The following is a 14,235-nucleotide window of genomic DNA, read 5'->3' on the forward strand; positions in this document are numbered from 1 at the left end:
CGAGCTCCACTCCGAGACGCTCTACCACCCGGAATGGCCGTGCGACATCGACGTGCACTGGCGGTACCCCGGCTTCTTCTCGGCGCCGGAGGTGGTCTTCGATGCGCTCTGGGCCGAGTCGGAGTTCGCCGTCATCGCCGGCCGCCGCGCCAGGATCACCGGTGTCGTGGGCACGGCCCTCGTCCTCGCCGTTCACGCTCTCCGCGATCCCCAGCGGGCACGGAGCGAAGCGGACTTGACGTCTGTCGGGGAGAGGCTCACCGACGACGACCTCGCGAGCCGCTTCCTCGCCACAGCGATCGTGTTGCGAGCGCAGTACCCGCTGCGGGACCTGCTCGAGAGGACGGGTGCTCAGTCGGTCGAGGACGATCTCACGTCCGAGGAGAGAGCGGCGTGGGACCTCGAGGTCGAGAGCTCCGGGTCGACGACCCTCCACTGGTACATCGCCTTCACGAGCGCGCCCTGGAGTCGTCGGCCGGCTGTCGCGCTGTCCGCGGCGAGGGCGCTCGCGCTGTCCGCAAGAGGCTCCTCGATCGGAGTGGCCACCCGAGCGGACAGCACGTCGCGCAAGCTACGGGAGGCCGTGGTGGAGATCCGCCGCCTCCACCGGAGGCGCCGCTCCCGCCGCGAGTGATCTCCCGCGTTCACGACCCGCCAAGAGGGGCCGTCGAATGCGCCGAGTCAAGAATCGACCTTCGGGCCGTGCGGTAATGTGACCGGAAGGGCGACAGCAGCGTGTCCGGCATCTGCGGAGACTCCCCTGGCCGCCTTCACTTCGCTCGCCCGGTGCACGTATCTCATGGCACAGACAACGAAGGAATCAGCTTGGTCTTCTCGGCGCGTCGAGCTCGTGAGCGGTCGCACTCCTCCGGCTCTCCGGCGGTCGTGCACATCGCCGAGAGCTTCGGCGGAGGTGTGGCCGCGGCGATCCGCGACTACGTCCGGAACCTCCCCGAGGCGGATCACCACCTCCTCTACTGCCCCCGGGAGGACGCCCCTCTCGCGCCGACCGACCTGACGGGCTTCGCGAGCGTCACCGCGCTCCCGAACGGTCTCGGCGGCCGCATCAGAGCGATCCGGCAGCATGTCGCGGACGTCGCTCCGGATGTGGTCCACGCGCATTCCAGCTTCGGCGGTGCGTACGCGAGGGTCGCCCTCCGGTCCACGCGATTCCGTCCGATCGTCTACACCCCGCACTGCTACTCGTTCGAACGCCGCGATCTGGGTCCGAGGGCTCGGAACATCTACTGGATGATCGAGCGGGTCCTGTCCTTCAACACGGCCGTCTACGCCGGCTGCTCCCAGCGCGAAGTCCGCCTGTCGCGGTGGGCGAGGAGCGGTGCGTCGGCACAGCTGCTCCCCAACGTCCCTCCGCGAGATCTCCCTACCCGGCGCCCGGCCGACACGGAGGGAGCATCGCTGCGACTCGTCGCAGCCGGACGGTTCGGTCCTCAGAAGGACCCCGCCTTCTTCGCAGACGCGGTCCGTGCCGTGCGCTCTGAGGGCCACGACGTCGACGCCGTCTGGATTGGGGGAGGGGACGAGGCTCATGCCACCGCACTGCGCGACGCCGGAGTGCGGATCACCGGCTGGCTCGGGCGCCAGGACGCGCTCTCCGAGCTCCGCGATGCCGACGTGTACGTCCACGTCGCAAGGTGGGAGGGGTTCCCCATCGCCCTGCTCGAATCGAACGCCCTCGGCATCCCTACCGTCGTGCGCGACATCCCGGCATTCGAGGACGTGGATGTGCCGGTGCGGATCAGCGAGCCCGCCGAGCTCGTCGGGCTCTGGGCGGACCTGGTGGACCCGGTCTTCCGTCAGCGGATGGTCGAGCGTCTCGCCGACGCACTGGAGCCGTACGACGACCGATCGCAGCAGTCGGCTCTCCGGCGCATCTACGGGCTCGGTGCCCTCACTCTGAATGGAGAAGCCGCTTGACTCGTGTGCTGGTTTCCGCCCGTGTCCTCGACAAGCAGGTGGGTGGCAACACCCGCTATGCGCGGACCATCTACGCCGGACTCTCCCGTTTCGGCGTCGAGCACGTTCTCGCACGGCCCCCGCTGGCGCGTGGACGTGCTCGCAGCGCGGTCTACGCCGGCTGGGAAGGAGTCGCGTGGCCGCTGGCCCCGGGCAAGGGCATCGACGTTCTGCATTACCCGGCGGACACGGGGGCGATGATCCCGGCCAGGGTGCCCATCGTCTCCACGGTGCACGGCCTCGCGACCCTGCACATGGAGGGCGTGCGCTCCCGCCGGTCGGACCAGCTCTGGCGCGCACGCGTCTCGCGGCTCGTCGAAGTGAGCGACTCGGTCATCACCATCTCGAACTCCTCGGCGAGGGACATCGACACCATCGCCCCCGGATCGCTCTCGAAGATCACCGTGATCCCACACGGCATCGACCACTCGACTTTCACTCCGGTCGTCGGCGCCGACGACGAGGCTGAGCGCGCGCGTTTCGACATCGCGGGTCCGTACTTCCTCTACCTCGGCAACATCGATCCGCGGAAGAACGTCGTCGAGCTGTGCCGGGCGGCCGAGAAGGTGTTCGCCGCGACCGGCATCCCCCTCCTCGTGTCCGGTGCGCCCGCATGGGAGAGCGCGTCGATCATGCAGGTCGTCGAGAGCACCCCCGGGGTCCGGTACCTCGGCCGCGTCTCCGACTCGGCCCTCGTCCCTCTGATCCGCGGAGCTCTCGCCTTCGTCTTCCCCTCCAAGTACGAGGGCTTCGGCTTTCCGGTTGCGGAGGCGATGGCGTGCGGCACGCCTGTCGTCTGCTCTGATCGCGGCTCGCTCGGAGAGGTCGCCGGCGACGCCGCGCTCATCGTCCCGGGTCTGGACGCGGACTCGATCGCGGGTGAGATGCTCCGGGTCGCCGAGAGCGAGAGTCTCCGGGAGGACCTGAGAGCTCGTGGGCTCCGGAACGTCCAGCGGTTCCAGTGGGATCGCTCGATTCACGAGCACGCACGCGTGCTGACCGAGGCGGCGTCGCACCGATGAAGGTCACTTTGATCCACGCCTACAGCACGACCAACTCCGGTGATGGGCTGCTCGTGACCGAGGCTGTGGACATCGTGCGCGAAGCCCACCCCGACGCCGAGTTCACCCTCGTCGCGATCGACCCGGACAGTTTCGACGCGGCGGACTTCGCCGCGGTGATCCATCCGCTCACCGGGCGATCGGGAAGCATCGGCAGCATCCCGACTCTGGCGCGAGGGGCCCTCGCGTTCACGCTCCGCCGGCGAGCCCTCGGGTTCCAGCAGGCGGTCACGGACGCGGATCTCGTGGTCGCCGTCGGCGGCGGCTACCTGCGGGGCAAGAACCCCGTCGAAGCGATGAAGATGGTGCTCGCCCACGTCACCCAGATGCCCGTCCGGTCCGACCGCGTCCCCTACGTCTATCTGCCGCAGAGCATCGGGCCGCTGAACGTCGGCACGCTTCCGATCGTCGCACGTCGACTCGCCGACGCGTCCGCCGTCGTGGTGCGCGATGACCGGTCGGTGCGGGAGCTCTCGCGGCTCGACAACGTCCGCCGCGCTCCAGACATGGCGCTCCTGGGCCTGCCGACCGAATGGGACCCTTCGACCACGGTCCCTGCGGAGCAGGGGGGGCCCATCGGGCTCGTGGCGCGTGAACTGGCCACCACGCGGGCCAGGACCTCGCTCTACCGGGATCGGATCTCCGCTCTCGCCGCCTTCGACGGTGTCGAGCTCCTCGCTCAGGCGACCGCCCGTGGAAACAACGACCCGGAGTTCTACCATTCGCTCGGGCTGTCCGGTCCGTTCCGGACGCTCCGCGACGTCGTCCACGCCAATTCGCCCAGGCGGCCGGACGTCGTGATCTCAGTTCGACTCCACGGATCCCTCCAGACGATCAGGAGCGGCGTGCCCAGCGTGCACTTGAGCTACGAGCGCAAGGGCTTCGGGGCGTACTCCGACCTGGGTATCGATCGCTTCGTCCACAACGTCTTCGACTTCGATCCCGATCTGGTCCTCTCGCAGGTGGCCGAGCTCCGCGCCGATCCTGCTCCCTACTGGAACGCGGTAGGGGAGGCGGTGGCAGCTCTGAGGCGTCATCGCGCGGACCTCGTGGCCGTCCTGCGCGAGCAGAGGCGCTGAGGCGCTCCGGCGGCGATCGAGTCCCATTCAGCACGGAGGGCGGAGGATCTCCTTCGCCGTCGCCGCTATCTGGTAGACGTACGCGAAGCCCCAGTCGCTGGGTGATGTGGGCGCATCCGCTGCAACGACCAGGACGTCCGGGGACGTGCACCGCTCCATCACGCGTCGCACGCGGCTCACGTGCGGAACCGATGTCACGTATGCAACCTCGGTCCAGTGATGACTCTCCGCGAGGCGTTCGACCGCGGACGCCTCGCCCGCGGTGGTGAAAGGGGTCGCGGCGAAGCAGAGGACTGGATGGACGTCCGACTCGTTGCACTCCGCATCCGTGAATCCACCTCTCTTCGACGTCGAGGAGATCACCAGTGGCGTGCCCGGCCGGGCGAGCGCGACCCTCCGAGCGAGCTCGACTCGTGCGGGCTCGGCCGGTCCGAGAACGACGACCGCGTCGGCCCCCAAAGCGTCGGTAGGGCTTTCGCGCGGGCTGAAGACGAAGAGCGGCGATCCGAGCACCGCGACGAGGATCCCTCCCGCGCATGTCACCGCGATGACCCGGGTGTGGAAGCGGGCGAGAACGCGGCTCACGTCAGGCCGACGCTGCCCGAGTGCGCGCCGCAGACTCGCCCACCACGCTCCGGCCGCGTGGCCGATCGCGACGCCTGCGCATCCGGGGACGAGACCGCCGGAGGGCGTGTCCCAGATCGATGCCAGGCCGAGAGCGACGGAGCAGAGCGCTACGGCGGAGACCGCGGCGGGCAGTGCGCCGCCTGCCTTTCTCCCCAGGACGATGAGGACGCCGAGGGGAAGGCAGAGGAAGCCCAGCAGCGAGATCTGGAGAGCTCCTGGAGTCAGCGCATCGGACCCGAGGACCGGGAGCACTGACCCTGCAAGTGCTCGGAACTGGGTGACACGGGAGACGTCGAACGGATCCAGGAAGAGCAGAACGAGAGCGACGAGCACGTACTGGGCGACCAGAGCGCCTCGCAGCTCGGATCGCGCTGAGGGGTCCCCACTCGGATCCACCGTCGGAATCAGGCGCTCGTCTGCGCCGCGTACTTCGCCTCGGTCGCCGCTTTGTGCGGGCGCCACCAGGACTCGTTCTCGCGGTACCACTTCACGGTCGCGGCCAGCCCCGACCGGAAGTCGGTGTAGCGCGGCTCCCAACCCAGCTCGGTGCGCAGACGGGTCGAGTCGATCGCGTAACGGAGGTCGTGACCCGGACGGTCGGTGACGTGGTCGAAGGCGTTCTCGGCCAGGTCGAACTCATCGAGGATCAGTTTCAGGACCTCGAGGTTGCTCTTCTCGCCCTCCGCGCCGATCAGGTAGGTCTCGCCTATCGCACCGCGCTCGATGATGGTCCACACGCCCGAGTTGTGATCCTCGACGTGGATCCAGTCGCGCACGTTCTCGCCGGAGCCGTACAGCTTCGGTCGGGCACCGTCGAGGATGTTCGTGATCTGGCGCGGGATGAACTTCTCGACGTGCTGGTAAGGCCCGTAGTTGTTGGAGCAGTTGGACAGGGTCGCCCGCACGCCGAAGGACCGCACCCAAGCGCGCACGAGCAGATCGCTGCCTGCCTTGGTAGCCGAGTACGGGCTGGACGGGTTGTAAGGGGTGTGCTCGGTGAACGTGGCCGGGTCGTCGAGCTCGAGGTCGCCGTAGACCTCGTCCGTGGAGATGTGATGGAAGCGGACGTCGTGCTTCCGGACCGCCTCGAGCAGGGTGAACGTCCCGACGATGTTGGTCTGCACGAACGGTGACGGATCGGCCAGCGAGTTGTCGTTGTGGGACTCCGCCGCGAAGTGCACGACGAGATCGGCGTCCGCCACGAGCCGATCGACGAGCCCGGCGTCCGCGACGTCGCCCTCGACGAGCCGGACGCGGTCGGCGACGGGACCGAGCGAGGCGCGGTCGCCCGCGTAGGTGAGCTTGTCGAGGACTGTGATCCGAGCTTCAGGGCGCTCGCGCGCCGTGAAGTGGACGAAGTTGCTGCCGATGAACCCGGCGCCGCCGGTGACGAGGATGTGCACGGAGCTCCCGCGTGTCGATGGAGCAGGACAGAAGGGGACGGCAGGACCGATCCCGCTGAGACGGTACCGCATGGCTTCCGCGGGTGCCGTCCGGCCGTCCGAGTATCATTGCCGCGTTATGGCACGCATCTACGACTGCTCCGTCGACACGGACCTCCTCACCGGCACTCGTCTCGCGCGGACGGCGATCGGGCGGGGTGAGCTGGTCGTCCTGCCGACCGACACGGTCTACGGAGTCGCCGCGAACGCCTTCGACGCCGCGGCCGTGCAGCGCCTGCTCGACGCCAAGGGGCGCACGAGGCAGTCGCCTCCGCCCGTGCTGATCGGGGACGTGGCCGCACTCGACGCCCTCGCCGAGAACGTGCCCGATGCCGTGCGCGAGCTCGCCAAGGCGTTCTGGCCGGGCGGTCTGACGATCGTGCTGCACGCGCAGCCGTCGCTCATCTGGGACCTGGGGGAGACCCGGGGGACCGTCGCGCTGCGGATGCCCGACAACCCCGTGACGCTCGAACTCCTCGCCGAGACGGGCCCGCTGGCGGTGTCCTCCGCCAATCGGACGGGCCGTCCCTCCGCCACCACCGCCCAGGAGGCGTTCGAGCAGCTGGGCGACGCGGTCGACGTGTACCTCGACGCGGGGACTGCGGGGACCGGATACGGCGACCGTCCCGCAGGAGCGAGCGAGTCGTCGACGATCGTCGACGCCACGGCGCTCAGCTTCGACGGCGGCACCTTGCGCATCCTTCGCCAGGGCGTTGTGTCAGCCGAGCGGATCCGAGAGGTGGTCGGCGCGCTGCTGCCCGACGAGACCGTCGGTGCGCCGACGTCCGACGACACGACCGAGGCGTCGGACGACTCCGTCTCCACGGAGACGGCGGAGGCGCGGAACGAGCCCGCTCCCTCCGCTCGACCTGACTGGGCCTCCGGAGCGCGCCTGCAGGACGAGCCGAGCGGCACCGCGCGCCCCGACTCCGCCCCGGGTGAGTAGCCCGTGATCGCCTTCGTCCTCGTCTCGCTCGCCTGCGCGGTCGTCACGTTCGTCCTGTCCTTCGCGATCTGGCGGCTGGCTCTGCGGTACCGGCTCTACCCGAAGATCCGCAATCGCGACGTGCACACGCGGCCCACGCCCCGTCTCGGCGGGATCGCCATGTTCCTCGGGATGGTGGCGTCGTTCGGCATCGCGTCGCAGGTCCCGTACTTCCGGCTCGTGTTCGCGAACCCCGAGCCGATCCTCGCGATCCTCGGGGCGAGCCTCCTCATCGTCCTGATCGGGGTCGCCGACGACATCTGGGACCTCGACTGGACCACGAAGCTCGCCGGCCAGCTGATAGCAGCCGGACTGATCGCCTGGAAAGGCGTGCAGATCGTGTCGCTGCCCATCGGCGGGCTCACGGTCGGATCGCCGTGGATGTCGCTGATCATCACGGTCCTCGCGATCGTCCTGGTGACCAACGCGCTGAACTTCATCGACGGCCTCGACGGCCTGGTCGCCGGCGTCGCGCTGATCGCCAACGGAGTGTTCTTCCTCTACAGCTACCTGCTCGTCCAGCGGACGTCGCCGACGGACTACTTCAACCTCGCCTCGCTGATCGCGGTCGTGCTGGTCGGGGCGTGCGCGGGCTTCCTGCCGATCAATTGGCGCCCCGCGCGCATGTTCATGGGCGACGGGGGAGCGCTGCTCGTCGGCATGCTGATGGCCACGGCCGCGATCGCCGTGACCGGGCAGATCGACCCCGCGCAGCTGAAGGCGAAGGAGCTCCTGCCGGCGTTCATCCCGATCATCCTGCCGTTCGCGGTGCTGATCGTGCCGCTGATGGACTTCGGCCTCGCCGTGATCCGGAGGCTCCGAGCGGGGAAGTCGCCGTTCAGCGCCGACCGCAAGCACCTGCACCACCGGCTCCTCGACATGGGGCATTCGCACCTGCACGCGGTCCTGATCTTCTACTCCTGGACAGCGGTCGTTGCTTTCGGCTGCCTCCTGATCTTCGTCGTCGACGTGATCTGGATCCCGCTCGCGTTCCTCGGCGTCGGGCTGCTCGCCTGCACGGTCGTCACCCTCGCGCCCCTCAGTCGGCGCAAGCGGCTCGAGGCAGCGGCGCAGTCGGCGGAGGCGTCCCCCGTCCTCGATCCCCTCGACCGGGCCTCCGCAGCGGAGCCCGTCGCACCCCCGGTCGGCTCGCCGTTCGTCCGGGATACCCAGGCGCCTGCCCCGGCGCGGAAAGAAGCATCATGACCGGAGACACCCCGGCCGTCCACCGTCCCCAGCCCGCCTCCGTGCCGATCCTGCGGCGGACCCTCGTGCTGGGGGGCGTTTTCATCGCCGCTCTCGCCGTGGTCGGCGCGATCGTCGGAGCCCTGGTCGCCGGAGGAGAAGGCGCGATCGGCGCGCTCGTCGGAGCGGTCATCGGCGGAGTGATGGTCGCGCTCACAGCGGTGAGCATCCTGGTCGCGAACCGGCTCGACATCGGCGGCTTCTTCGCCGTCGTACTCGGCATGTGGCTGGCGAAGTTCGTGCTCTTCGTCATCGCGGCCCTGGTCCTCCGCGACCAGCCTTGGCTGAACAGCACGGCCATGTTCGTGACGATCATCGTCGCGGTGCTCGGCTCCCTCGCGATCGATGTCCTCGTGGTGTCGCGCTCGCGGATGCCGAACGTGAGCGACATCGCCAGGTGAGCGCCACCCGTGCACTGTCTGAGAACGACACGATTCGGCTCTCAGGCCGTTCTGTTGCTACAGTAGGGACGAATCCGCAGGCGAACGTGTGCCCGTCCTCAGGTCGTCTCATCGTTGATGTCGGTCGTCGAGTACGAGCGTCGTCCGAGCGGAAAGACCCCCACCTTTCGTCGTCGCGAGAGCGTTGTGTCCGAATGATGAAGATCATCCGGCTGCCGCGTGCCACGCCCCGAATTCCAGGAGCTAGCGCTGTTTGCTAACGCTGTGACCCTGTTGGTCTCTGCCTCGACCGGTGAGAGTGACTTCCACACCCCGTCGATCTCGGAGTTCTTCCCGCCCGGTTTCCTCTTCGTCGGCACTCCCTTCGAGATCAACCGCGTCATGATGGTCCGCTTCATCGCGGTCATCGCGCTGATGCTGTTCTTCTGGCTCGGGACGCGCAAGATGCGCATCGTGCCCGGACGCTTCCAGAGCGTCGTCGAGATGGCCTTCGACTTCGTGCGCGTCACGATCGCCAAGGACATCCTCGGCGAGAAGGACGCACGCCGCTTCCTGCCGATCCTGGTGACGATCTTCTTCGCGATCATCGCGATGAACCTCACCGGCATCGTGCCGTTCCTCAACATCGCGGGAACGTCCGTCGTCGGCATGCCGCTCTTCCTCGGTCTGGTGGCCTACGTCACCTTCATCTACGCCGGCATCAAGGACCGCGGGATGGGCTTCTTCAAGAACGCCCTGTTCCCGCCCGGAGCCCCGTTCCTCATCTACTTCATCCTCACGCCGATCGAGCTGCTGCAGACGTTCATCATCCGTCCGCTCTCGCTCGCCCTGCGACTGGTCATGAACATGATCGTCGGGCATCTCCTGCTGGTCCTCTGCTTCTCGGCCACGCAGTTCTTCCTCTTCAGCTCGCAGGTCGACCCGGGCTTCAAGCTCTTCGGTGTCGTGACCTTCGCCTTCGGAGGCGCCTTCACGCTCTTCGAGCTGCTCGTCGCCGTCCTCCAGGCGTACATCTTCACTCTTCTCGCTGCGGTCTACATCCAGTTGGCCGTCGCCGAGGAGCACTGACACCTCAACTCACGGGCTCCCACCCGTTCATACGATCACCCCACTGAAAGGACCCACTCGTGGACTCAGTCACCGTTCTCGCCGAACTCACCGGCAACATCGCGACGGTCGGTTACGGCCTCGCAGCGATCGGCCCCGGTATCGGTGTCGGCATCGTCGCGGGCAAGACCGTCGAGGCGATGGCGCGCCAGCCCGAGATGGCCGGCCGCCTCCAGACCACGATGTTCCTCGGCATCGCGTTCACCGAGGTGCTCGCGCTCATCGGCCTCGCCACCTACTTCATCTTCGCGGCGTAGTCGTGTTCAGCACCGCTGTGAACATCGCTGCGGAAGAAGGTGACGTCCCCGCGGTCATTCTGATCCCGGAGTTCTACGACTTCTTCTGGTCGGGGGTGATCTTCCTCATCCTCCTGTTCTTCTTCTGGAAGCTGGTCCTGCCGCGCATCCAGAAGCTGCTCGACGCGCGGTCCGCCGCCATCGAGGGGAACATCGCCAAGGCCGACGAGGCTCAGCGCCAGGCGGAAGCCGCTCTCGAGAAGTACACCGCTCAGCTCGCGGAAGCGCGCGCCGAAGCCGGAGTCATCCGCGAGAAGGCGAACGCCGACGGCAACGCGATCGTGGCGGCGAAGAAGGAGCAGGCTCAGGCCGAGGCGGAGCGCATCCTGCACAACGCGCACGCCCAGATCGAGGCGGACCGTCAAGCCGCTGTCGTCGCCCTGCGCTCCGAAGTCGGAACCCTCGCGATCGACCTCGCCTCCGGCGTGATCGGCGAGAGCCTCAACGACGACGCGAAGGCGTCCGCGATCGTGGACCGCTTCCTCGCCGACCTCGAGGCCTCGGAGAAGGCGAACAGCTGATGGGAAGCGCGTCACGACAGGCCCTGGCCGCCGCGAAGGCGGAGTTGTCCGCATTCCACGGTCACGTGTCACTCGAGGACGCTCAGCAGCTCTTCGAAGCGGCCCGGGTCATCGACTCGCAGGCCCAGTTGCGTTCGGCCCTCTCGGACCCGAGCGTGGACGCGGCGAGCAAGCGGGCTCTCGTGGCCCGCGTGTTCGCTCCGTTCGGGGTCAACGCGAAGCGCCTGCTGACCGTGATCGCCGGCCACCGCTGGTCGAGCCCGAGCGACCTCGTCGCCGGGATCGAGGAGGTCGGGGTCCGCGCGATCGCGACATCCGCTCCGGAGGGCGTCTCGATCGAGCGCGAGCTGCAGATGTTCGGCGCGGTCGTCTCGTCCGACGCCGAGCTCGAGCTGGCTCTCGGCAGCAAGCTGGCCGCGTCCGATTCGAAGGTCTCGCTCGTTCAGCGCCTCCTCGAGGGCAAGGCCTCGGCCGAGACCCTCGCGATCCTCCGGCAGCTGATCGCGCACCCGCGCGGTCGTCGCATCCCGGAGCTCGTGCGATTCGCCGCCGGCGTCGTCGCCGACCAGGGCGGTTTCACCATCGCCACGGTCTCAGTCGCGTCCCCGCTCCCGCCGCACCAGCTCGACCGCCTCCGGTCCGCGCTCTCGCGGCAGTACGACCGGCCCGTCTCCGTCAACATGCTCGTCGTTCCCTCCCTCCTGGGCGGCATGCGACTGCAGGTCGGCGACGAGGTCATCGACGGGACCGTGTCCGCACGGCTCTCCGACCTGAAGCTCCAGCTCGCGTCCTGACGGACGCACGTATCCTCAGGAAGCGGCTCGCGCCGCCTCCGACCTCCGCACCACCAGGTCAGGCCCCGACGACCGCTTCGGCTCGCACGGACCCAACGAATAGGAATTCCCATGGCAGATATCACCATCAGCCCGGATGAGATCCGCGACGCGCTGAAGGACTTCGTCTCGTCGTACGAGCCGGGCAAGGCCTCCACCACCGAGGTCGGCTACGTCATCGACGCCGCCGACGGCATCGCCCACGTCGAGGGACTCCCCGGCGTCATGGCCAACGAGCTCATCCGCTTCTCGAACGGCGTCTTGGGCCTCGCCCAGAACCTCGACGAGAACGAGATCGGCGTCGTCGTCCTCGGCGAGTTCTCCGGCATCGAGGAGGGAATGGAGGTGACCCGCACGGGCGAGGTCCTCTCCGTCCCCGTCGGCGACGGCTACCTCGGCCGCGTGGTCGACCCGCTCGGCAACCCGATCGACGGCCTCGGCGACATCGCGTCCGAGGGTCTCCGCGCTCTCGAGCTGCAGGCGCCCGGCGTCATGTCGCGCAAGTCGGTCCACGAGCCGCTGCAGACCGGCATCAAGGCCATCGACGCGATGATCCCCGTCGGCCGCGGTCAGCGTCAGCTGATCATCGGCGACCGCCAGACCGGCAAGACGGCCATCGCGATCGACACGATCATCAACCAGAAGGCCAACTGGGAGTCGGGCGACACGAACAAGCAGGTCCGCTGCATCTACGTCGCCATCGGCCAGAAGGGCTCGACCATCGCCTCGGTGAAGGGTGCGCTCGAGGACGCCGGAGCCATGGAGTACACGACCATCGTCGCGTCCCCGGCCTCCGACCCCGCCGGCTTCAAGTACCTCGCGCCCTACACCGGCTCGGCCATCGGCCAGCACTGGATGTACGGCGGCAAGCACGTCCTGATCATCTTCGACGACCTGTCCAAGCAGGCCGAGGCCTACCGCGCCGTGTCGCTCCTCCTGCGCCGCCCGCCGGGACGCGAGGCGTACCCGGGTGACGTCTTCTACCTGCACTCCCGCCTGCTGGAGCGTTGCGCGAAGCTGTCCGACGAGCTCGGCGCCGGATCGATGACGGGCCTCCCGATCATCGAGACCAAGGCGAACGACGTCTCGGCGTACATCCCGACCAACGTGATCTCGATCACCGACGGCCAGATCTTCCTCCAGTCCGACCTCTTCAACGCGAACCAGCGTCCGGCGGTCGACGTGGGCATCTCGGTGTCGCGAGTCGGCGGCGACGCCCAGGTCAAGTCGATCAAGAAGGTCTCGGGAACGCTGAAGCTCGAGCTGGCGCAGTACCGCTCGCTCGAGGCCTTCGCGATGTTCGCGTCCGACCTCGACGCGGCCTCGCGCCGCCAGCTCGCTCGTGGCGCGCGCCTGACCGAGCTGCTCAAGCAGCCGCAGTACTCGCCGTACCCCGTGGAGGAGCAGGTCGTCTCGATCTGGGCCGGCACGAACGGCAAGCTCGACGAGGTGCCCGTCCCCGACGTGCTGCGCTTCGAGCGCGAGCTGCTCGACTACCTGGGCCGCAACACGCAGGTCCTCTCCACGCTGCGCGACACCAACGTGCTCTCGGACGACGTCGTCGCCGAGCTGTCCCGTGCCGTCGACGGTTTCAAGCTCGAGTTCCAGACCGGTGAGGGCAAGCCCCTCGCCTCAGTCGGGCGCGAGGAGCACCAGGCGATCTCGGCCGACGAGGTCGGCCAGGAGAAGATCGTCAAGGGCCGTCGCTAGAAGCGGCACCCCGGCGATTCGTCACACAAGGACTACAGGAGACACATGGGAGCGCAACTTCGGGTCTACCGGTCGAAGATCCGTTCGGCCCAGACGACCAAGAAGATCACTCGGGCCATGGAGCTGATCTCGGCCTCGCGCATCCAGAAGGCGCAGAACCGCGTCGCCGCCGCGGCTCCGTACTCGAACGCGATCACGCGGGCCGTGTCGGCCGTCGCGACCTACTCGAACGTCGAGCACCCGCTCACGACCGAGCGCGAGAAGCTCGACACGGCCGCGATCGTCATCTTCACCTCCGACCGCGGACTCGCCGGAGCCTTCTCCTCGAGCGTGCTCAAGGAGGCGGAGGAGCTGGCGTCGCTGCTGCGCAGCGAGGGCAAGGAGGTCGTCTTCTACCTGGTCGGCCGCAAGGCGAACGCGTACTTCTCGTTCCGGAAGCGCCCGAGTGTGCGCGTCTGGACCGGAGGCACCGACCAGCCCGTCTTCGAGACGGCGAAGGAGATCGCGGACGCGGTCGTCGAGTCGTACAACCTCGATGACGAAGAGGGCGGCGTGGACGAGATCCACCTCGTGTACAACCGCTTCGTCAGCATGGTGACGCAGCAGCCGACTGTCGTCCGTCTGCTGCCGCTCGAGGTCGTCGAGGGTGCGGAGGACCAGAACAGCGAGCTGTACCCGCTGTACGAGTTCGAGCCCGACCCCGAGACGGTGCTCGACCGCCTCCTCCCGGTCTACGTCGAGAGCCGCATCTTCAACGCGATGCTGCAGTCGGCGGCGTCGGAGCACGCAGCGCGTCAGAAGGCGATGAAGTCGGCGAGCGACAACGCCGACACGCTGATCAAGACCTACACGCGACTGGCCAACAACGCGCGCCAGACCGAGATCACGCAGCAGATCGCCGAGATCGTCGGCGGCGCCGACGCCCTGTCGTCCGCCAAGTAGACGGCTCAC

At 68.1% G+C, this 14,235-nt stretch carries 13 protein-coding genes and 2 pseudogenes; 13 read left to right on the forward strand and 2 right to left on the reverse strand.

The features are described from left to right. The 4 genes and pseudogenes from ASF46_RS06410 to ASF46_RS06425 form a co-directional block, all read left to right on the forward strand. Positions 1-634, forward strand: a pseudogene (locus ASF46_RS06410) (hypothetical protein); the annotation flags it as partial. A gap of 191 nt (positions 635-825) precedes the next feature. After that, positions 826-1,938 (forward strand): glycosyltransferase, encoded by a 1,113-nt coding sequence (locus tag ASF46_RS06415; RefSeq protein ID WP_056866831.1) that lies wholly within the window; start codon positions 826-828, stop codon positions 1,936-1,938. A 5-nt stretch (positions 1,939-1,943) separates the two neighbouring features. Further along, positions 1,944-2,999 carry a glycosyltransferase family 4 protein gene (locus ASF46_RS06420; RefSeq protein WP_056866832.1) on the forward strand — a complete coding sequence of 352 codons (1,056 nt, stop codon included), beginning with the start codon at positions 1,944-1,946 and terminating at the stop codon, positions 2,997-2,999. Beyond that, entirely contained in the window at positions 2,996-4,117 is a 1,122-nt protein-coding gene (locus ASF46_RS06425) for a polysaccharide pyruvyl transferase family protein (protein WP_056866833.1), read from the forward strand. Before ASF46_RS06420 ends, ASF46_RS06425 begins: the two co-directional genes overlap by 4 nt. A 27-nt stretch (positions 4,118-4,144) precedes the next feature. Here the strand turns inward: ASF46_RS06425 and ASF46_RS06430 are convergent, their stop codons facing one another. Together ASF46_RS06430 and rfbB are read right to left on the reverse strand one after the other, a co-directional pair. Further along, positions 4,145-5,077 (reverse strand): ElyC/SanA/YdcF family protein, encoded by a 933-nt coding sequence (locus ASF46_RS06430; RefSeq protein WP_162240164.1) that lies wholly within the window; start codon positions 5,075-5,077, stop codon positions 4,145-4,147. A 71-nt stretch (positions 5,078-5,148) separates the two neighbouring features. Next, positions 5,149-6,147: a dTDP-glucose 4,6-dehydratase gene (gene rfbB, locus ASF46_RS06435; RefSeq protein WP_056866835.1), complete on the reverse strand. Its 999-nt coding sequence runs from the start codon at positions 6,145-6,147 to the stop codon at positions 5,149-5,151. 118 nt (positions 6,148-6,265) lie between these two features. On the opposite strand from rfbB, the pseudogene ASF46_RS06440 reads away from it, so the two are divergent. From ASF46_RS06440 to ASF46_RS06480, 9 genes and pseudogenes are all read left to right on the forward strand, one after another. Then, positions 6,266-6,961: pseudogene (locus tag ASF46_RS06440) on the forward strand (L-threonylcarbamoyladenylate synthase); the annotation flags it as partial. 174 nt (positions 6,962-7,135) lie between these two features. Further along, the gene (locus ASF46_RS06445) at positions 7,136-8,377 is read left to right on the forward strand and encodes an MraY family glycosyltransferase (RefSeq protein WP_056866836.1); all 1,242 of its coding nucleotides are present in this window, start codon (positions 7,136-7,138) and stop codon (positions 8,375-8,377) included. Next, on the forward strand, positions 8,374-8,817 hold the full coding sequence (locus ASF46_RS06450) for a hypothetical protein (RefSeq protein WP_056866837.1): 444 nt from the start codon (positions 8,374-8,376) through the stop codon (positions 8,815-8,817). Before ASF46_RS06445 ends, ASF46_RS06450 begins: the two co-directional genes overlap by 4 nt. Before the next feature lie 264 nt (positions 8,818-9,081). Beyond that, a complete protein-coding gene (atpB, locus tag ASF46_RS06455; RefSeq protein ID WP_056866838.1) occupies positions 9,082-9,885 on the forward strand; it encodes a F0F1 ATP synthase subunit A in 804 nt (267 codons plus the stop codon). A gap of 59 nt (positions 9,886-9,944) precedes the next feature. Next, positions 9,945-10,181 (forward strand): ATP synthase F0 subunit C, encoded by a 237-nt coding sequence (locus ASF46_RS06460; protein WP_055794702.1) that lies wholly within the window; start codon positions 9,945-9,947, stop codon positions 10,179-10,181. A gap of 2 nt (positions 10,182-10,183) precedes the next feature. Next, a complete protein-coding gene (locus ASF46_RS06465) occupies positions 10,184-10,741 on the forward strand; it encodes a F0F1 ATP synthase subunit B (RefSeq protein ID WP_055794700.1) in 558 nt (185 codons plus the stop codon). Beyond that, positions 10,741-11,535 (forward strand): F0F1 ATP synthase subunit delta, encoded by a 795-nt coding sequence (locus ASF46_RS06470; protein ID WP_056866839.1) that lies wholly within the window; start codon positions 10,741-10,743, stop codon positions 11,533-11,535. The genes ASF46_RS06465 and ASF46_RS06470 overlap by 1 nt, the downstream gene beginning before the upstream one ends. A gap of 111 nt (positions 11,536-11,646) precedes the next feature. Next, the gene (gene atpA, locus ASF46_RS06475) at positions 11,647-13,284 is read left to right on the forward strand and encodes a F0F1 ATP synthase subunit alpha (protein ID WP_056866840.1); all 1,638 of its coding nucleotides are present in this window, start codon (positions 11,647-11,649) and stop codon (positions 13,282-13,284) included. Between the two features lie 45 nt (positions 13,285-13,329). Further along, entirely contained in the window at positions 13,330-14,226 is an 897-nt protein-coding gene (locus ASF46_RS06480; protein ID WP_055794694.1) for a F0F1 ATP synthase subunit gamma, read from the forward strand. Positions 14,227-14,235: the final 9 nt, after the last annotated feature.

The sequence above is a fragment of the Rathayibacter sp. Leaf296 genome (assembly GCF_001423045.1).
GTDB lineage: Bacteria > Actinomycetota > Actinomycetes > Actinomycetales > Microbacteriaceae > Rathayibacter > Rathayibacter caricis.